This is a genomic window from Streptomyces sp. NPDC046939, assembly GCF_040644575.1.
Taxonomy (GTDB): domain Bacteria; phylum Actinomycetota; class Actinomycetes; order Streptomycetales; family Streptomycetaceae; genus Streptomyces.
Window position 1 is genome coordinate 13,913 of record NZ_JBEYWV010000034.1, and the last position, 16,838, is coordinate 30,750.

Sequence of the window (16,838 nt, forward strand, 5' to 3'; positions counted from 1 at the left end):
CGACTTACGGATCGGGATGCGCGGACGCGGAGGGCGATCACTGGCCGGATCAACTCGGTGTCGTACGGGCCCGGTTGTCTTCTTCGGCGCCGGGGGCATGTTGTCGCTGTCCAGCCGTGGTCCGGCGTGAAAAATAGGGGCATGGAACTCACCCAGATCCGCCTGCTCGTGTCCGACTTCACCGCCGTCTACCGCTTCTACCGGGACGTGCTCGGGCTGAAGCCCCAGTACGAGGCGGAGAACGGCCCGTACGCCAAGCTCAGCCCCGACACCGGACACGCCGCGATCGCGCTGCAGGACCGGGCGCAGATGGCCGACGTGCTGGAACGGCTCCAGGAGGAGGGGGAAGGGCATCGCGCGCTGGTGGTGCTGCGCGTGGACGACCTGGACGCGACGCACACGGCGCTCGTCGCGCGAGGTGCGGAATTCCTCCGGGAACCGGGACCGATGGGCGACCGTATGCGCGTCGCTTACCTGGAGGACCCGGAGGGCAACCTGATCGAACTCCAGGAATGGCTGGCACTCCGCGCGGGCGCGTGACCCCCGAGCCGCCTCGACCGCGGCACATGTCCTGTGCTCCATCGGTATCCCGACCGGCGTCCTTCGCTGCCAGGCTCTGACGAGCGGCGGGCGTTTCCCGACGGCGGGGGAGAGGCTCGATCTCGGCGGATACGAGGCGCCGCCCGGGTGTGAGAAGTGGGGCTCCCCCCTTGCGTCACCAGGGGCAGCGTCTGGCCGGCTGTCATCGGTGACATGAGCGCCGGGATGTGGGGAGTCCGCTCAATCGCCCGGCGGGTTACGTGAGTTGATGGCGTCCACCGGCCACGTAAGACGACCCGGCGTTTACAGTGAGGGCCCCATCGTGATCGTCATGTGCGAGGAGTGGACCCGGTGACAAGCGACGCACGCCCCGACGACCTGCGTGACAGGATCGACACGAGCAGGCCGCACACGGCGCGTATCTGGAACTACTGGCTGGGCGGCAAGGACAACTACCCCGTGGACGAGGCGGCGGGGGAGCAGATCCGGCGCCTGCACCCGGGTATAGCCGACTACGCCCAGGCCGACCGCGCGTTCCTGGGGCGCGCGGTGCGGTACCTGACCGAGGAGGTCGGGATACGGCAGTTCCTCGACATCGGCACGGGCCTGCCCACGGTCGACAACACGCACGAAGTGGCCCAGCGGATCGCCCCCGAGTCGAGGATCGTCTACGTCGACAATGATCCCCTGGTCCTGCGGCACGCCCAGGCCCTGCTCACCAGCTCGCCGGAGGGCAGGACCGATTACATCGACGCCGATCTGCGCAATGTCGAGGAAATTCTGGAGCACGCAGCCAAGACGCTCGACCTCAGCCAGCCCGTGGCCCTGATCTTGCTCGGCGTGGTCATCTTCGTGGGCGATGACGAGGATCCGTACGGGATCGTCCGGCGCCTGCTCGACGCGTTGGCTCCCGGCAGTCATCTCGTGCTGTCCCACACCATCACCAGCCCCGCCATGCCGGACGTCGACGCGGCTGTCGCGTTCTGGAACGAGAACGGCACCCCGAGACTGAACCAGCGCACGCCGCAACAGGTGGAGCGGTTCTTCGACGGCCTGGAGCTGCTGGAGCCCGGCGTGGTCTCGTGCTCGCGCTGGCGCGTGGAGAACGTCGACGGCGAGGAACCGGCGGAGGTGGCGATGTTCGGCGGGGTCGGACGCAAGGGAACGCCGTCCGTCTCCTGAGCGCTTGAAGTCACTCGTCGCGGATCAGGGTGAAGTGACCTCGACCGGCTTACGGCGCCCCGTGAACCCCGCCGCCGATCGTCTCCGTACCGGCCCGGACCGGCGTACGGCGCCGTCACCCTGCCCGGGGCGCACTGGTGGCGCGAGTTGCTGTGCCAGCCTGGCCCGCAGCGTCGTGAGACGTTCGATCTCCGCGTCCAGGGCGTCGATCCGCAGCTGGACGATGCCCGGCGCGGAACCGGGCACGGGGGCGGTGCAGGTGCGGTCGGGCTGAGCGATGAGCAGGTCGATGCGGTCGGCGCAGGCCCGTACGTCCGCCACGGTCAGGCCGAGCGACAGCAGTTGCCGCACCACGCGGATACGGGCCAAGTCCTGTTCGGCGTAGTCGCGTTGGCCGGTCGCCGTGCGGCGCGGGGGCGGCAGGAGGCCCCGTTCCTCGTAGAAGCGCAAAGCGCGCGGAGTGGTTCCGGTGGCTGCCGCCGCGTCCCCGATGCGCATCCGGGCCTCCTTCTCCTCATGGTGCGGACGGTCAGATGTTGACGACCAGGGTTCCGAAGTGCCGCCCCTGGTGCAGTTCTTGCAACGCCCCAGGAGCCCGTTCGATGCCCGACAGGGCCACGTACGGGTAGACGATGTCCCCGGAGCGGAGCCAGTCCGTGAACCGCTGGCGCCACTCCTCCTCCACCCCCGGGTGATCGACGGTCTGGTAGCCGAGCAGCGACACGGAGCGCTTGATCAGGAGAAACGTGTCGATCACGGCCGGTGAGGTGCTGCCGGGCCGCGCGGGATCGAACTGACCCGACAGCGCGCCGACGACGCCCACCCGTGCGCCGGACCGCGTCAACTCCAGCGCCGCGCTCAACTGTTCACCGCCGACATTGTCGATGATCACGTCGTAGCCGTCCGGCGCGGCCTCGGTGAGCTGGTCGCCGAGGGGGCGCGGACCGGGGACCACCACGGCGTCGTACCCGAGCTCCTGCCGCAACCGCTCCACCTTGCCGGGGCTGCGTGTCGTGCCGACCACCCGTCCCGCGCCGAGCAGCCGGGCCACCTGACCGGCCAGCGTGCCGACGCCGCCCGCCGCGCCCGTGACCAGGACGGTCTCGCCCTGCCGCAACCGGGTGAGCCGGGTCAGCGCCCCGTAGGCCGCGGACGCCGTGGACAACAGCGCCACCGGATCGGGGTGCCCGTCGGGCACGGCCTGTACGGCGCCCGCGTCCACGACCGCGTACTCGCGCCAGCCGAGCATGTGCGTGACGAGGGTCCCGACCGGGATGTCCGCGCCGCCCGGACCCGTCGCCACCACCTCGCCGAACGCGGGCCCGAACAGTGGCTCACCGGGCTTCAACGGCGGGAACGGGAACCCCTTCGCCTCGCGCGACAGCAAGGTGCGCAGCCCGGCGAAGACCAGGAACTGCCGGTTCCGGACGAGGAGTTGACCGGCTGACGGGCGTGGCACCGGTACCTCGGCGAGCCGGAAGTGCTCGGGTCCGGGCAGCGCCGAGGGGACGGCGGCCAGGTGCACCTCTAGACCGGTGGACGGTACGGACATGGGAGACCTCCGCAAGGTTGCAGGGCGTGTGCGGTGCCCGGACGCTAACCCTTGACGTGCGGGTGAGGGGCAAGGCCGCTGAGCCGCTCAACGGATTCCGTCGGACTCCGGCCGGCTCCAGGCCGTGCGCCGACGGCCCGGCCCGCCCGTACGCTTCCCTCTCGTACGGGCTCGTACGGACTCGTACGGACGCGGATTGCGGGCCCGGGGCGCGAAGGAGTGACGGACATGCGGCGTATCGACGTGGCGGAACGACGGGCGCGGCTCGGCGTACGGCACCGGCTGGCGGTCGCCGCCCGCGCGAAGAGTCCGGTCGAGGTGGCCGGCGACCTCTTCGCCCTGCACAGCACCGACCCGTCCTCCGTTTATGTCGCCACCTGGGCCCGCACGAACGACGGCTCGGTCCGGGACGTGGAACGCGCGCTCTACGAGGACCGCACCCTCATCCGCCTGCTCGGCATGCGCCGCACCGTCTTCGTCACCACCCTCGACGTGGCCCCGGTCATGCAGGCCGCCTGCTCCCAGGCGGTGGCCGCGCGCGAACGCCGCAAGCTCCTCGGCTTCCTGGCCGCGTCCGGGGTCGCGGACGACGAGGCGGGGGTGCGCGCCTGGCTGGCCGAGACCGAGGACATCGCCGTACGCGCGCTCGCCGCACGCGGTGAGGCGACCGCCGCCGAACTCGCCGGTGACGACCCGCGCCTCAGCACGACGGTCACCCTCTCGGCGGGCAAGAGCTACGAGGGCACGCAGAAGGTCGCCAGCAGGCTGCTGCTCCTGCTCGCCGCCGAGGGCCGGATCGTACGCGGCCGGCCGCGCGGCTCCTGGACCTCGCACCAGTACCGCTGGGCACCCCTGACCGACTGGTTGCCCGGCGGCCTCGCCGAGTGGGACACCCACCAGGCCGAGGAAGAACTCGCCCGGCGCTGGCTGCGCGCCTACGGCCCGGCCACGGCGGACGATCTGCGCTGGTGGGCGGGGTGGACCAAGACACAGGTCAAGCGCGTACTGACGGCACTCGAACCGGTCGAGGTCGACCTCGGCGGCAGCACGGGCCTGCTCCTGCCCGACGACCTGGAGGAGACCGAGAAGCCGGAGCCGTGGGCCGCGCTGCTCCCCGCGCTCGACTCCACCCCCATGGGCTGGCACGAACGCGACTGGTTCCTCGGCGACCACGGCCCGCGCCTCTTCGACCGCGCCGGGAACATCGGCCCGTCCCTGTGGTGGGACGGCCGCGTCGTCGGCGGCTGGGCCCAGGACCGCAGCGGCGAGATCGTGTGCCGCTTCCTGGAGGACGTCGGCTCCGACGCCGAGGCGGCGGTCCGCGCGGAGGCGGAGCGCCTTGCCGTCCCTCTCGGCGACGTCAGACTGACCGCCCGCACACGCGGCCGCACCTGGCTGGAGGAGGAACTGGCGGGCTGAGAGAGGCGTGGCGTTTTCCCGTCGCAAGCTGGCACCGGTGCCACTGGGCGGGCACGGCGCCGGTCGATTGACTTCGTCCATGAACCTCGTAGCACCGGTGATCATCGGCATCGTCTACTGCCTGCTGATGTCCCTGATCGACGAACCGCACCGACGCCGTTTCAACGCCGTCATGGTGGGCGGCGCGGGCGCCGCCTATCTGAGCGGGGGAGGATTCGGCCTGTGGGAGCTGCCGTTCGTCGCCCTCATGGCGTACATCGCCTTCCGCGGCCTGGACTCCTGGCACTTCATCGGATTCGGCTGGCTGCTCCACACCGCCTGGGACGTGGCCCATCACCTCAAAGGCAGCCCGATCCTGCCGTCCTTCCACGACGCATCCCTGGGCTGCGCCATCTGCGACCCGGTCATAGCCCTGTGGTGCTTCCGCGGCGGAGCGTCCGCCAGGAAGGCGGCTCGGCGAGCCAGTGCTCGCGAAAAGGCATATATAAGGCATATAGGGGGCTGATCTTCGCTCGCTTCTGAGCTTCTTCCTGAGGAGACGCTATGTCGTACGGCTCGATCGTGGGTCCCGGAAGCACGCTGGCCGCCACCGGGCTGGCGACCGGGCAGGTGTGGCTGGTGGTCACCAGCTTCGTCGCCGTGGTCGCGGGGGCGGCCCTGGTCAGGACGTCGTTCCGGCGGGGCAAGGGTCCGGTCGAACAGTGACCCCGTGCACCTTCGCCCGTGTACGCGGGCGATCGGGCGCCGCCCCCGAACCCGTAGCCGTGAGAACCGTACCGAAGCGGTGGCCGGGGGTGGCGCCGCTGCCCCGCGCCTGGCACGCCTCCTCCTTCGGCCTGGTCCTGCTGGGGGCGGTGCCGCTGACGGTGTTCCTGGCCTGGGGCGTGGCCCACGTCTACAGCACGATCGCGGCGCTCGCGGGCGGCGGCCACGACGCCGTAGTGCCGTGGCTGGTCTCCTTCCTGCTGCTGTGGTGGGTGCCGCTGTCCTGGCTGGAGCGGCCCCGCACCGCCTCACCCGACGCACAGGCCGAGCTGGACCGGCTGAGGGTGACGGTGCAGATCCCCGTCTACAACGAGGACCCCGCGGCCCTGCGCAGTTGCCTGCACTCCCTGCTCGTGCAGACCCGGCCCGTGGACAGGATCCGGGTGGTCGATGACGGCTCCGTCCACGCGGACGGCACCCCGATGACCTACGACGACGTCCGCGCCGAACTGTTCGAACGCGCCGGCGCCCGCGGTGTCGAGGTCACCTGGGACCGCACCCCCAACCGGGGCAAGCGCCACGCCCAGATGCACGTCCTGGCGACGGACGACGCGGACGTCTTCGTCACCCTCGACAGCGACTCCGTTCTCGACCCGGAGGCGATCGCCGAGGGGCTGAAGCCGTTCGCGGACGCCGAGGTCACCTCGGTCGCCGGTCAGGTCGTCGTCCTCAACCATGACGCCAACGCCCTGACCCGCATGATCAACCTGCTCTACCTGCCCTTCACCCGAGGGCTGCGCTCCGCCCAGTCCGTGCTCGGGCGCGTCACCATCAACTCCGGGACGCTCGCCTTCTACCGGGCCCACATCGTCCGCGAGGCGGCCGGCGCCTACGAGCACGAGACGTTCCGCGGCCGCCCGATGCAGATGAACGACGACTCCATGCTCACCTTCTACGGGCTCCTGGCCGGGGACACCGTCCACCAGCCCTCGTCGCTCGTCTTCACCCTCGCGCCCGAACGCTGGTCGCACTACCTGCGGCAGCAGATGCGCTGGATGCGCGGCACCACCGTCCGCCACCTGTGGTGGCTGCGCTACATGCCGCTGACCGGCATCGTCTTCTGGACCACGGTCGCGGAGTACGTCCACATCGCGCTCGGCATCGCCATCCCCGCCGTCATCCTCGCCGACCCGAACCTGCGCCCCCACACCGGCACCCTCGTCCTGGCCGGCGTCGTCATCGCCACCGCCATGAGCTATCTGATGGCTCTGCGCCTGTTCACCGTCCACCGCACCGACATGCGCCTGCGCCAGGCCCTGCTCCTGTTCACCCTCGCCCCGCTGACGTCTCTCTGGCGGGCCCTCGTCCTGCGCCCGCTGTACTTCTACGCGATGGCCACCTGCCACCGCGTGAGCCGCTGGGGCACCCGCGAGGGAGTCGAGGTCACCCGCGCACCTCGCCGTCGGCCGGCCTGAGCCGGTCCGGTCTCACGGGCGGACGACGGCCTGCTCCAACAGCTTCTGCAACGCGCGCTGTTGTTCACCGGTCAGTGCGGCCAGCGGTGATTCCTGAGCGAGGAGTTCGAGGAGCCGCCCTCGGAGCGCCGTCCCCTCGTCGGTGAGGACGAGGTGCTTGGCGCGACGGTCGGTGGGGTGGGGGCGGCGCTCCACCAGGCCGAGCTTCTCCAGCTTGTCGATGACGAACGTGGCGTTGGACGGCTCACAGCTCATGCGCTCGGCGAGCTCTCGCATGGTCATGGGCCCGGTCATCTCCCGCAATGCCGTGGCCTGGGCGGCGGTGAGATCGAGCGTGACGGCACGCACCCGTACGTGGTCGGAGATCTGCCGGGCCAGGGCGTCCACCAGGCCGCAGATCTCCCGCTCGGCGATGGCGTGCGGTTCCTGAGACGTCGTCATGGCCCCACCCTACCAAGTTCATCAAGTCATCATTATTAGAGCTTGAATGATTCTAGCTTGATGCATAAGGTGAAGGCGGTCGCCGAGCCGTACGGCGATGACCTGACGCCGCATCAAGAGGGAGAGCACCATGACGACTTCCGCGCTCGACCGCGCCGACCGGCTGCGCACACCGGCAAGGATCCGCTCGCTGCGCCTGGGCGACACAAAGATCAGCTACGTCCCCGACGGCGACGTACGACTCCGGCCGCGCCCCCTCTTCCCGGACACCACCGACGAGGTGTGGGCCGCCCACCCGGAGCTCCTGGACGCCTCGGGCCACCTGGTGGCCAGCATCGGCGCGCTGCTGGTGGAGCACGGCGAACGCGCGCTGCTCATCGACGCGGGCTTCGGGCCGCACAGACTCCCCGCCGCCCCTGACGGCCCGCGCGGCGTCATCCACGGAGGCGCGCTCCTGGAGAACCTGGCCAGGCTCGGTCGTGCGCCGGAGACGATCGAGGCCGTCGCCTTCACCCACCTCCACCCCGATCACCTGGGCTGGGCCTGGCGTCCCGTGCCCGGTGGCGACCGGCGCGCGTTCGCCCACGCCGACCACCTGGTCTCCGCGCCCGAATGGGCCCGGCGCGATCTCTTGGAGGAGGAGGGGATGGGCGCAGAGGTCGCGGCGCTGGCTCCGCTGGTGCGCCCTGTGACGGACGGGCAGGAGATCTTCCCGGGCGTGCACGTCCGGATATCCGCGGGGCACACGGCCGGGCACGCCGAGTACGTCATCGCCGGGGGCGGAGAACGCCTCATCGCGTTCGGTGATTCCCTGCACTCACCGATCCAGGTCGCCCACCCCGCATGGTCCTCCGCCTTCGACCACGACCCCACCGGAGCCGCGGCCCACCGCCGGCGTCTCGTCGCCGAACTGCGGGAGCCCGGCACGATCGGCTTCGGCGGCCACTTCGCCGACGTGGTCTTCGGGCGGGTCCGCGAGGACGGCGACGGCCCCGTCTGGCACCCCGTGGACGCGCCCTCCCCGGACGACGCCGGAGGACGTCACCCCACGGCGGGGTGACGAACCGCACCTGTCGCTGGGCCGGTCCAGTCCGCCGGGATGTGGGCGATCCGGACCCGTTGCGGATGGTCGCCGACCGGAACGGAGGTGACCTTCCGGCCCGTGGCGAAGTCGATGGCGGTGACCCGGTCGGCGCCGCTCTCGGAGATCACGCAGTCACGGCCGTCCCCGCTGACGGTCGCCCAGTACGGCTTGGACGCGGTGACGAGCGGGCCCTCCTGGAGGGTGGACCGGTTCACGACGGTGGCGTAGTCGTCCATGGTGCCCGCTACGCACATCTTGCTGCCGTCCGGATTCATGGACATGCCGTGATGGCGCGAGTCGTTGACGAAGGTGGTGCGGTCGTCGCTGGTCGCCGGGTTCTTGGGCAGCGTCTTGATCCGGGTGATCTTGTCGGCGGTGACGTCGTACTCCAGGAAGCCGTTGAAGTAGGAGACCTGGAAGTACAGCTTGGAGAAGTCGGGGCTGAAGACGGCGGGCCGGACCGCGTTGGACAGGTCCTTGCGGCCGGCGGCGTCCAGGCGTGCCCGCATGTCGATCGTCTTCACGACCTTGTACGTACTGGTGTCGGCGACGGTGATGTGCCGGTCACCCTTGGTCCAGTCGAGGGCCGGGGCGTCGAGATCGGTCTCCACGTTGCCGATGGACATGTTCCACACGTACTTGCCGCCGTCGGTCCAGACGTTCTCGTGCGGCTTGTCCCCGGTGCTGAACTTGCCGAGTTGCGCGCCCGTGTTGATGTCCAGGACGTGCACCGTCTTGCTGAGCGACGCCGAGACCGCGACCTTGGTGCCGTCCGGCGAGACGGCCATGTGGTCGGAGCGGTACCCCGAGACCGCGAACCGCCAGTTCACCTTGCCGGTCCGCAGGTCGATGGAGACGACGTCGCCGAAGCTGGGACGGGAGGCGACCAGGGAGCTGCCGTCGGGGGTGGAGTACAGGTCGTCGACGAGCTGGTCGTGGCCCTCGCCCGCGGTGGCCCGGATGCCGAGGTAGACGGCCAGGTTCACGGGGTTGGTGTAGATGGCGGCGAGGCGCTGGGCCTTGTCGGGGACGACGTCGATCCGGCCGATCCTGGTGTAGTCGCCGCTGGATTCGATGACGTCGGCGGTGCCGTCCCAGTTGTTGCCGACGAACATCACCTCGCGCAGGGCGGGCGCGGCACCGGCCGAGTCCATCGACAGCGGCACGACGACACCGGCGGCCAGAACGGCGGCTCCGGCGATTTTCCGCAGACGGTCGTGCCCGTGACGGGGGCCGGTCCGTTGCCAGGGTCTGGTCCGGTGACGGGGTCTGGTCCGTGCGGCGTCCGTTCGGGCAAAGATTCGCGCAGCATGCATGCTTGCTTCTCCCCACGGTGAAGGCCCGCAGAAGGGCAGGAACGCGAAGCGGTCCCGGCCCGCGTCGGCGCGCACGCCGTCCGGCCGCGCGCGCACGAAACGTGAGGCGCGGGATCCTCCGCAAATCTGAACATCGCCATGTTCGGACTTTGGCTACTGGATGGTAGGGAGGGGTGGCGCACAGTGCAAGGCCAGTGCGCGAAGATTCTCCTGAGCACTGTTGGAGGCGGAGTGGCGGGCAGGATCACCCCGGCGGGCGGCCGGTACGGAGGCAAGGACGCGTCCGAGCGGCGGGCCGAACGCCGCCGGCGCTTCCTGGAGGCGGGCCTGGAGATGTTCGGGGTCGTCCACGGGTACCGGGGCACCAAGATCGCTGATCTGTGCAGGGCCGCGGGGCTGTCGAGCCGTCAGTTCTACGAAGAGTTCCGTACGTTGGAGGACCTGCTGGCCGAGCTGCACCTCTACGTCAATGACGTGGCCGAGCAGGCCGTGCTCGACATCCTGCCCAGGGTCCAGGACGAACCGGCGCGCGAGCGGCTCGAGTCGATGCTCCGGGCGTACGTCAGGGGTGCCGTCTCGGATCCGCGCCATGCCCGGATCGCCTATGTCGAGATCGTCGGCGTCAGCCCTCGCCTCGACCGCCAGCGCCTGGACCGCCGGGCGGTCTGGATCGACCTGCTGGGCCGCCAGGTCGACGAGGCCCTCGCACGCGGCGAACTCCCGCCCGACGACTACCGCATCGCCGGGCCCGCTTTCGTCGGCGCCGTCAATGGCCTGATGCACGACTGGGTCGTCGGCTGGGTCGACGCGAGCGTGGACGAGATCACCGACGAGCTGATCAAGATCGCGATGGGGCGGTACCGGATCGGGGAGTGAGCAGCGGGCCCCGACGGGGCGTCGGACTCAACGCCGCACCCTGAACCGCAAGTGCAGCACCCCCTCACCCCGCAGGACCACATGCGGGTCCTCCAGCAGATGCTGCCCGGCGATGGCGCCGAAGTAGCGCCTGCCCGAGCCGAACACCACCGGGACGACGTCCATCGCCACCTCGTCCACGAGTCCGGCGGCGAGGATCTGGGCGCCCGCGTCCCCGGCGTTCACGGCGACGATCCGGTCTCCGGCGAGTTCCTGCGCCACGCTGATCGCCGCGGTCACGTCGTCGACGAAGTGGTAGGACGCCTCCGGGTGCCAGCCCTCCGGTTTGGGCCGGTGGGACACCACGACCACGTGATCACCGGCGGGCGGCCTGCCCTCCCAGCCGTTCACCTGGTCGAACAGGTTCCGTCCCATGATGATGACGCCGATCGACTCCCACATGGACCGGACGTAGTCGGCGGACGCGCGCGCGACCCTGATGCCGCCCGCGGTTCCGGAAGGGGCGTAACCGTCGCCGCCGCCGGTCGGGATCGGGACGTCGCCGTTGAAGTACCACGCGTGGAGCGGTCCGACGTCGCCCTTCTCGTCGGCGATGAAGCCGTCCACCGACGCCACGCTGTGCATGATCACCGTGCCCACGGAGCCTCCTGGAGTCGCTCGGCCGGTCCACCGCGATGGTCTCGTGCGGGGCAGGGCCGGGGCATGTAAGAAATCAATCGGCGGGCATGGGGCCGAAGTCGTGCGGACCGTTCGGCTCGGCCGGATATCGGCGTCGCAGGGCCAGGTACGCGGTCGGGGTGTGGCCGGTGAAGTCCTTGAACTCCCTGCTGAAGTGGGCGTGGTCGAAGTAGCCCGCGCTCTGGGCGAGCCGGGACCAGTCGACCGGGCGCAGGGCGTCCACGGACACGATCAGCCGCGCGAAACGGTAGATGCGGGCCACCCGTTTCGGGGTGACGCCCACATGGTCCTTGAAGACGTGGGCGAGGTGATTGCCGCTCACCCCGGCGGCATCGGCCAGTTCGGCCACCGGGACGAGCCCGTGCGCGGTCTCCATGCGCCCGCCCGTGTGCCGTACGAGGTCGAGACCGCGCGCCGGGGCCTCGGCGAGCCGCGAGCGCAGCTCCTCCTCCAGCATCCGCAACGCCCCGGCGGCCGACCCGGCGACACCGGCCGCGTCCCGGATGCGGTCCACGGAGCGCTGCCACACGGCGTCGACCGGCACCCACCGGTTGCGCAGCTCGGTCGCCGGGACACGGGTGAAGGGCGACATTCCCCAGGGTTTGAAGTGCACCCCGAGGAGCCGCACCCGGGCGGGGTACTCGAAGAGGAAGCGCCGGGTCCACATGCCCATGAACCAGCCGTCGGTCAGCACCGCCGACGGCACCGAACGGTCGGAGTCCCAGAGGCGGACGGGTTCACCCAGGTGAAGGAAGAGGTGCGCGGACGGCATGGGCGGGACGTTCATCAGGCGGTGGTGCGGCACCCCTGTCAGGCAGTAGATGTCGTCGATGAACCGGTCGAGCGGGGGAGCGGGCACCTGGCTGACGTAGTCCATGCGGCCAGTGTGGCCGCCCGCACGTCAGCGGGGCACCCGTCGTACGGCAGGGACACGTGCGCCGCCGTCCGTCCCGGGCGACGGGCCGCAGGACGCGTCCGACTCCGCTCGGTCCCGCCCACGACACACGCTCTCCGGCCGCTGCGGCACAATCGGGAGATGGCGTGACCCGGTGGCCGCGGTGAGCGGGGGCGTCGGTGGTCATGGCCCGGAGGGAGTCGGAGCGTGTTGTCGCGGTTCGCCGCATGGATCTGGCACGGACTGCGCGGCGGCGTCCAGTGGCGCGTGCTGTGGATGAGCCATGCCAAGTTCATGGTCGGTGTCACCGGCGTCGTGCGGGACGAGCGGCAGCGCGTGCTGCTGCTCCGGCACCGCATGTGGTCGAGGAAGCGCCCGTGGGGGCTTCCCACGGGCTTCGCGGTCAAGGGCGAGGAGTTCGGCGACACCGTCGTGCGGGAGGTGCGGGAGGAGACCGGCCTCGACGTGGCCGTCGGCCGCCTGGTGCGGCTGAACAGCGGCTTCAAACTCCGCGTCGAGGTGGCCTACGAGGCGCACGTGACCGGTGGGACCCTGCGCATCGACCCCTTCGAGATCCTTGAGGCCAGGTGGTTCGCCGTCGACGAGTTGCCCGACGGGCTGCTGGACAGCCATCGCCGTCTCATCGCGGAGACCCCGGCCGGTCGCTCCCACGTCCCGACGCGCTGAGGACGGGGCCGACGGGTGAGAGGCGACGGCCGCCTCTCAGTCGTTGGCCTCCTGCTGTTGGGTCGCGCCCGCGAAGGCGCCGCGGCGCGGCCTGCGCTCGCCGAAGATCTTGGTCAGGGTGTTCGACCGGAACAGGACGATCTGCGTGATCACTTGGAGGAGGATCCAGGACGCCGCGTACAGGGCACCGTCGAGGGCGGGCACGGAGTCGACGGGCAGGGTGTACGCCATGATCAGCCGCAGCAGCGCGTCGCACAGCAGGCCGATGCCCCACAGCACGGTGAGGGCCCGCCACACGCGGCGGAAGGCGGCGTCCGACTCCCACAAGTGCTCCAGTCGCGCCGCCCGTCCGGGCAGGAGGGTGCGGAGCGCCTGGTACGTGAAGGGGCGCGCCATGAGCAGCGTGACCAGCAGCCAGACGCCGGCCAGCGCGGTGAACAGGCCGTTGCGCGCCAGGGCGATGCGCGGGTCCGAGGTGAGGAGCGAGGCCAGCGCGCTCACCAGCAGCAGCGCGAGGGTGAAGGCACCGATGGCGTCCAGCTTGCGGTGGCGTATCGCGGAGTGGAGCGTGTGCAGCGCGGGTGCGGAACCGCTGAGCAGCAGGGCGGTGATCTCGCTCGCGCCGGCCTCGCGGAGCACGTAGTAGAGCCCGACGGGCAACACGATGTCGCAGACGACAGTGACCACGAAACCCCAGCGTGAGGAGCGGGTTTCAGGCGCGGTGGGGGGAGTCGCCGTGGGTTCGGGGCTGGGTGTGGGGGTGGTCATGACGTGTGCTCCAGGGGAATGGCCTTATGGCGTGCGCGGTACGGCTCGGGTACAGCGGTCGAACATGTCTGCCAGTTCGCGGGCGCACCGGTCGAGGTCCATCGCCACGTCGCACAGATGGTGGCCCAGGACGCTGGTGATGGCGCCGCGCACGGCCAAGGCCATGGCGAGGCAGTCGAAGTCGGCGAACTCCCCGGCGGCACGCCCCTGTTCGAGGAGCGAGACGAGTCGGTCCACCGACAGGATGCTGCGTTCGGTGTGCTCCAGACCGGTGATCTGCCGGTCCCGGATCATCCAAACGATCTCGGTGAGGGCCTGGGTGTGAAGCGGATAACGGGCGACGAAGTCGAATTGCGCGGTGATGTACGCGGAGAGTTTCCCGCGATACGTGTTCGCCTCGCTCATCCGCGCGCCCGCTATGCTGTCGGCCTTCTCCATGATGGTGTGGACGACTTCCGCGAACAGCTCGGGTTTGCCGGAGAAGTGGTACGAGATCATCCCGGTGCTGCTGAGCTGGGCCCGCTGGGAGATTCTCGTGAATGATGTCTTCGCATAACCGGATTCGGCGAGTGTTTCGATAGCCGCCTGAACTATCTGGGCTCGCCGCGCATTCTGCGTGAAGGTCCGGGTGTTCGTCTTGGCTGTCTTGACCATCATGGCCTCAGATTAGCGGGATCATGATCGGGTTTTTTCCTAAAGTCGCACCCGTCGCGCCGTCGTGCGGACGGTGTCCACCAGCTCCATCACGGCGACGGCGTCCGTGTGCGGTCCGGCGCTCGCGCCCGTACGTATCGCGTCGGCGAACTCGGCGAGCAGGAGCGCCAGTTGGTCGGCGGCGGGCAGCGTGAGCCGCTCCTCGCGGTCCTGTTCCTCGATGACCAGCGTCGGCTGATGGGAGGGCGGCGGGGTGAACGCGCGCGTCACGGTCAGCCGCGCCCGGTCGCCCCACAGTGTGTAGGTCGACGCGTAGGTGTGCTCGAAGCCGAACGCGAGCTCGGCAAGCACCCCGGACGGGGACGTGAGGAGCACCTGACCCGACAGGTCGAGCCCGTCTGAGGCCCGGGTGCGCAGCGTCGCGCCCGCCACCTCCAGACCCGGCCCGAGCAGCAGTGCGGCGGCCCGCAGCGGGTACACGCCGACGTCGAGGAGCGCGCCACCGCCGAGGCGGGGGTCGTAGCGGATGTCGTCGTCCGGCAGCGGAGGGATGCAGAACGCGGCGCGGAAGGAGGCCGGCCGCCCGAGCCGGCCGTCCGCCACCAGTTTGCCCACCCTGTCGTGCTGCGGATGGTGGAGGAACATGAAGTTCTCCCGCAGCGTCAGGCCCCGCTCCGCCGCCAGCGCGCACAGCGCACGCGCCTCGGCCGCGTCGGTCCCGATGGGCTTCTCCACCAGCACGTGCTTGCCCGCGAGCAACGCGCGCTCCGCCCACGTGCGGTGCAGGGCGGTCGGCGTCGACACGTACACGGCGTCGATGTCGGAGCGCGCGAGGAGCGTCTCCGCGTCCTCCTCGGCCGCGCACCCGAAATGTGCCGCGAACCGGGCCGCCTTCTCGGCCGTGCGTCCCGCGACGGCCACGAGGTCCCACTGCGGCATCCGCGCCACCGTGGGCAGCACGCGTCGCCAGGCGATGGACGAGGTACCGATCGCGCCCAGGCGCAGCGGCTCCGCCGCGGGCGCCGTCACAGCGACCTCAGCGCGGCGATCAGGGTGCGGGCCTGCACGTTCAGGTGGTGGCTGTAGCGCAGCAGCTCGTCGACCTGGCGCGTCGACACCCAGCGGAACTCGTCGGAGACCAGGGGGAGGTCGTCCTCGACCTCGATGATCATGTAGTGGCTCTGGGCGTTGAGGAAGCGCCCGCCCTCCTCCGACAGCACCACGTCGTACAGGGCCGATCCACGCCGCTCGCGGACCTCGTCCAGATAGGGCGGCCAGGCGTCCGGCGGCAGACCCGTGTAGTTCTCCTCGGTGCACTGCACCGTCGGACCCAGCTCGACCACGGACAGGAACCCGGCCTCGGCGCGGGCGCGCAGCAGCACGTGGGGTACGCCGTCCACCCGCCGCACGAACAGCGCCGCCGTGCCCATGCCGTGCGGTTCGATGAGCGGCTGCGACCACGCCGCCACCTCGCGCCGACCGGAGATGACGTCCACCGCGACGACGCTGAAGTGACGCCCGCTCACATGCGACACGGTGTACGGGTCACGCCGCCAGTCCCTCGTCTCAGCGAGCCCGATCGGAGTGGCGCACACGTCGTGCTCGGCGCGCCGCCGGGTAATCCAGCTCCGGACCTCCGTGTCCGTGTGCAGTGAGGCGGCCGGTTCCGTGGCGTCGGGCCGCCAGTCCGGCAGGCACGACAGGACGGTACGGGCGTCCATGTTCACGACGTTGTCCTGCCGCAGCAACATGTTGACCTGGCGGAGCGTCAGCCAGGCGAAGTCCTCGCCGGCCTCCACCTCGGGACCGACCCGGACGATCATGTTGCGGTTCCGCTTGCCCAGGAACCAGGACCCCTGCTCCGACTGCAACACGTCGGCGACGACCGAACCCGGCTCGGGGCGGCGGAAGCAGTCCAGGTACCGCACCGGTGAACCGCCGTGCACCCGCAGGTAGTTGCTTTTGGTCGCCTGGACGGTCGGCGACACCTGCATCCCGTTCACGTTGCCCGGCTCGGACTTCGCCTGCATCAGCAGGTGCGGGATGCCGTCGAAGTCCCGTACGGCGATGCCCAGGATCCCGATCTCGGGCTGGTCGATGATGGGCTGCTCCCACGCGGTCACCGGCCCGAAGTCGGAGCGGACCCGCAGCCCGTGCACCGCGAAGAAGCGGCCGCTCGCGTGGCGCAGGTCGCCGGTCTCCGGCTGGAACCGCCAGCCGTCGAGCTCCGCGAACGGCACCCGCTCCACCTGCTGCGGCTGGGCGCGGCGCCGCTCCTCCAGCCATGCGGCGAGCTCCACATCGCTCAGCACACCGCCGTCGACGGTCGCCGCCGAAGCGGCCAGCGCCGCCCGGGTGCCGGCCTCCTCGCCGCGCGACGGCGCGGGCGCGGTTGTCGGTGCCATGGGTCTGCCCTTCTTGCGATTCGGGAATGCGGTTCGGGACGGGGACGCACAGCCGATTTCCGCCCTCCCAGCGTGCCCGCTCGAATTCCAGCATTCGCCTAGAACATCGCCCTTGCGGCGGCTTCTCCCGCTGGCTACGATCCGCCGCCGCATCCCCGGCC

General features: G+C 70.5%; 19 protein-coding genes. 9 read left to right on the forward strand and 10 right to left on the reverse strand.

Annotated elements, in window-relative coordinates; all coding sequences use genetic code 11:
• The first annotated feature begins 141 nt into the window (after positions 1–141).
• Both ABZ877_RS30910 and ABZ877_RS30915 read left to right on the forward strand, forming a co-directional pair.
• Positions 142–540 (forward strand): VOC family protein, encoded by a 399-nt coding sequence (locus tag ABZ877_RS30910; RefSeq protein ID WP_361077780.1) that lies wholly within the window; start codon positions 142–144, stop codon positions 538–540.
• 351 nt (positions 541–891) lie between these two features.
• Positions 892–1,722 carry an SAM-dependent methyltransferase gene (locus ABZ877_RS30915; RefSeq protein ID WP_361077783.1) on the forward strand — a complete coding sequence of 277 codons (831 nt, stop codon included), beginning with the start codon at positions 892–894 and terminating at the stop codon, positions 1,720–1,722.
• 24 nt (positions 1,723–1,746) lie between these two features.
• Here ABZ877_RS30915 and ABZ877_RS30920 read toward each other — a convergent pair whose 3' ends face one another.
• Both ABZ877_RS30920 and ABZ877_RS30925 read right to left on the reverse strand, forming a co-directional pair.
• Positions 1,747–2,220, reverse strand: a complete 474-nt coding sequence (locus tag ABZ877_RS30920; RefSeq protein ID WP_361077786.1) for a MerR family transcriptional regulator — start codon at positions 2,218–2,220, stop codon at positions 1,747–1,749.
• A gap of 31 nt (positions 2,221–2,251) precedes the next feature.
• Positions 2,252–3,274: an NADP-dependent oxidoreductase gene (locus ABZ877_RS30925; protein ID WP_361077789.1), complete on the reverse strand. Its 1,023-nt coding sequence runs from the start codon at positions 3,272–3,274 to the stop codon at positions 2,252–2,254.
• Positions 3,275–3,502: 228 nt separating this feature from the next.
• Here ABZ877_RS30925 and ABZ877_RS30930 point away from each other — a divergent pair, with 228 nt between their 5' ends.
• From ABZ877_RS30930 to ABZ877_RS30945, 4 genes are all read left to right on the forward strand, one after another.
• Positions 3,503–4,693, forward strand: a complete 1,191-nt coding sequence (locus ABZ877_RS30930; RefSeq protein ID WP_361077792.1) for a winged helix DNA-binding domain-containing protein — start codon at positions 3,503–3,505, stop codon at positions 4,691–4,693.
• A 79-nt stretch (positions 4,694–4,772) separates the two neighbouring features.
• Entirely contained in the window at positions 4,773–5,198 is a 426-nt protein-coding gene (locus tag ABZ877_RS30935) for a DUF6010 family protein (RefSeq protein ID WP_361077796.1), read from the forward strand.
• Between the two features lie 38 nt (positions 5,199–5,236).
• Positions 5,237–5,398 (forward strand): hypothetical protein, encoded by a 162-nt coding sequence (locus ABZ877_RS30940; RefSeq protein ID WP_361077799.1) that lies wholly within the window; start codon positions 5,237–5,239, stop codon positions 5,396–5,398.
• A 59-nt stretch (positions 5,399–5,457) separates the two neighbouring features.
• Positions 5,458–6,873 carry a glycosyltransferase family 2 protein gene (locus ABZ877_RS30945; protein ID WP_361077802.1) on the forward strand — a complete coding sequence of 472 codons (1,416 nt, stop codon included), beginning with the start codon at positions 5,458–5,460 and terminating at the stop codon, positions 6,871–6,873.
• A 12-nt stretch (positions 6,874–6,885) separates the two neighbouring features.
• Here ABZ877_RS30945 and ABZ877_RS30950 read toward each other — a convergent pair whose 3' ends face one another.
• Positions 6,886–7,314 carry a MarR family transcriptional regulator gene (locus ABZ877_RS30950; protein ID WP_361077805.1) on the reverse strand — a complete coding sequence of 143 codons (429 nt, stop codon included), beginning with the start codon at positions 7,312–7,314 and terminating at the stop codon, positions 6,886–6,888.
• 130 nt (positions 7,315–7,444) lie between these two features.
• Here ABZ877_RS30950 and ABZ877_RS30955 point away from each other — a divergent pair, with 130 nt between their 5' ends.
• The gene (locus ABZ877_RS30955) at positions 7,445–8,374 is read left to right on the forward strand and encodes an MBL fold metallo-hydrolase (protein ID WP_361077808.1); all 930 of its coding nucleotides are present in this window, start codon (positions 7,445–7,447) and stop codon (positions 8,372–8,374) included.
• Here the strand turns inward: ABZ877_RS30955 and ABZ877_RS30960 are convergent.
• Positions 8,356–9,552, reverse strand: coding sequence for a YncE family protein (locus ABZ877_RS30960; protein ID WP_361077860.1), 1,197 nt, complete (start codon positions 9,550–9,552; stop codon positions 8,356–8,358). The genes ABZ877_RS30955 and ABZ877_RS30960 overlap by 19 nt on opposite strands.
• Before the next feature lie 393 nt (positions 9,553–9,945).
• Here ABZ877_RS30960 and ABZ877_RS30965 point away from each other — a divergent pair, with 393 nt between their 5' ends.
• Positions 9,946–10,590, forward strand: a complete 645-nt coding sequence (locus tag ABZ877_RS30965) for a TetR/AcrR family transcriptional regulator (RefSeq protein ID WP_361077811.1) — start codon at positions 9,946–9,948, stop codon at positions 10,588–10,590.
• Between the two features lie 27 nt (positions 10,591–10,617).
• Here ABZ877_RS30965 and ABZ877_RS30970 read toward each other — a convergent pair whose 3' ends face one another.
• The gene (locus tag ABZ877_RS30970) at positions 10,618–11,229 is read right to left on the reverse strand and encodes a dihydrofolate reductase family protein (protein WP_361077815.1); all 612 of its coding nucleotides are present in this window, start codon (positions 11,227–11,229) and stop codon (positions 10,618–10,620) included.
• Between the two features lie 73 nt (positions 11,230–11,302).
• Positions 11,303–12,145, reverse strand: a complete 843-nt coding sequence (locus tag ABZ877_RS30975) for a helix-turn-helix domain-containing protein (protein ID WP_361077818.1) — start codon at positions 12,143–12,145, stop codon at positions 11,303–11,305.
• A 225-nt stretch (positions 12,146–12,370) separates the two neighbouring features.
• Between ABZ877_RS30975 and ABZ877_RS30980 the strand changes: the two genes are divergently transcribed.
• Entirely contained in the window at positions 12,371–12,850 is a 480-nt protein-coding gene (locus tag ABZ877_RS30980) for an NUDIX domain-containing protein (RefSeq protein WP_361077821.1), read from the forward strand.
• A 36-nt stretch (positions 12,851–12,886) separates the two neighbouring features.
• Here ABZ877_RS30980 and ABZ877_RS30985 read toward each other — a convergent pair whose 3' ends face one another.
• The 4 genes from ABZ877_RS30985 to ABZ877_RS31000 all read right to left on the reverse strand — a co-directional run bounded on the left by ABZ877_RS30985 (position 12,887) and on the right by ABZ877_RS31000 (position 16,677).
• A complete protein-coding gene (locus ABZ877_RS30985) occupies positions 12,887–13,537 on the reverse strand; it encodes a VC0807 family protein (RefSeq protein WP_361077824.1) in 651 nt (216 codons plus the stop codon).
• 105 nt (positions 13,538–13,642) lie between these two features.
• On the reverse strand, positions 13,643–14,275 hold the full coding sequence (locus ABZ877_RS30990; RefSeq protein ID WP_361077827.1) for a TetR/AcrR family transcriptional regulator: 633 nt from the start codon (positions 14,273–14,275) through the stop codon (positions 13,643–13,645).
• Positions 14,276–14,311: 36 nt separating this feature from the next.
• Complete coding sequence (locus ABZ877_RS30995) at positions 14,312–15,301, reverse strand: Gfo/Idh/MocA family oxidoreductase (RefSeq protein ID WP_361077830.1); 990 nt, start codon at positions 15,299–15,301, stop codon at positions 14,312–14,314.
• Positions 15,298–16,677: an NDP-hexose 2,3-dehydratase family protein gene (locus tag ABZ877_RS31000; RefSeq protein ID WP_361077833.1), complete on the reverse strand. Its 1,380-nt coding sequence runs from the start codon at positions 16,675–16,677 to the stop codon at positions 15,298–15,300. Before ABZ877_RS31000 ends, ABZ877_RS30995 begins: the two co-directional genes overlap by 4 nt.
• Positions 16,678–16,838 lie beyond the last annotated feature (161 nt).

Bases quoted from the DNA above. Each gene is read 5' to 3' on its own strand.
- ABZ877_RS30955 (WP_361077808.1), top strand. From the start codon at position 7,445: ATGACGACTTCCGCGCTCGACCGCGCCGACCGGCTGCGCACACCGGCA.
- ABZ877_RS30960 (WP_361077860.1), bottom strand. From the start codon at position 9,552: ATGGACTCGGCCGGTGCCGCGCCCGCCCTGCGCGAGGTGATGTTCGTC.
- ABZ877_RS30925 (WP_361077789.1), bottom strand. From the start codon at position 3,274: ATGTCCGTACCGTCCACCGGTCTAGAGGTGCACCTGGCCGCCGTCCCC.
- ABZ877_RS30910 (WP_361077780.1), top strand. From the start codon at position 142: ATGGAACTCACCCAGATCCGCCTGCTCGTGTCCGACTTCACCGCCGTC.
- ABZ877_RS30935 (WP_361077796.1), top strand. From the start codon at position 4,773: ATGAACCTCGTAGCACCGGTGATCATCGGCATCGTCTACTGCCTGCTG.
- ABZ877_RS30975 (WP_361077818.1), bottom strand. From the start codon at position 12,145: ATGGACTACGTCAGCCAGGTGCCCGCTCCCCCGCTCGACCGGTTCATC.
- ABZ877_RS30990 (WP_361077827.1), bottom strand. From the start codon at position 14,275: ATGATGGTCAAGACAGCCAAGACGAACACCCGGACCTTCACGCAGAAT.
- ABZ877_RS30950 (WP_361077805.1), bottom strand. From the start codon at position 7,314: ATGACGACGTCTCAGGAACCGCACGCCATCGCCGAGCGGGAGATCTGC.
- ABZ877_RS30930 (WP_361077792.1), top strand. From the start codon at position 3,503: ATGCGGCGTATCGACGTGGCGGAACGACGGGCGCGGCTCGGCGTACGG.
- ABZ877_RS31000 (WP_361077833.1), bottom strand. From the start codon at position 16,677: ATGGCACCGACAACCGCGCCCGCGCCGTCGCGCGGCGAGGAGGCCGGC.
- ABZ877_RS30920 (WP_361077786.1), bottom strand. From the start codon at position 2,220: ATGCGCATCGGGGACGCGGCGGCAGCCACCGGAACCACTCCGCGCGCT.
- ABZ877_RS30940 (WP_361077799.1), top strand. From the start codon at position 5,237: ATGTCGTACGGCTCGATCGTGGGTCCCGGAAGCACGCTGGCCGCCACC.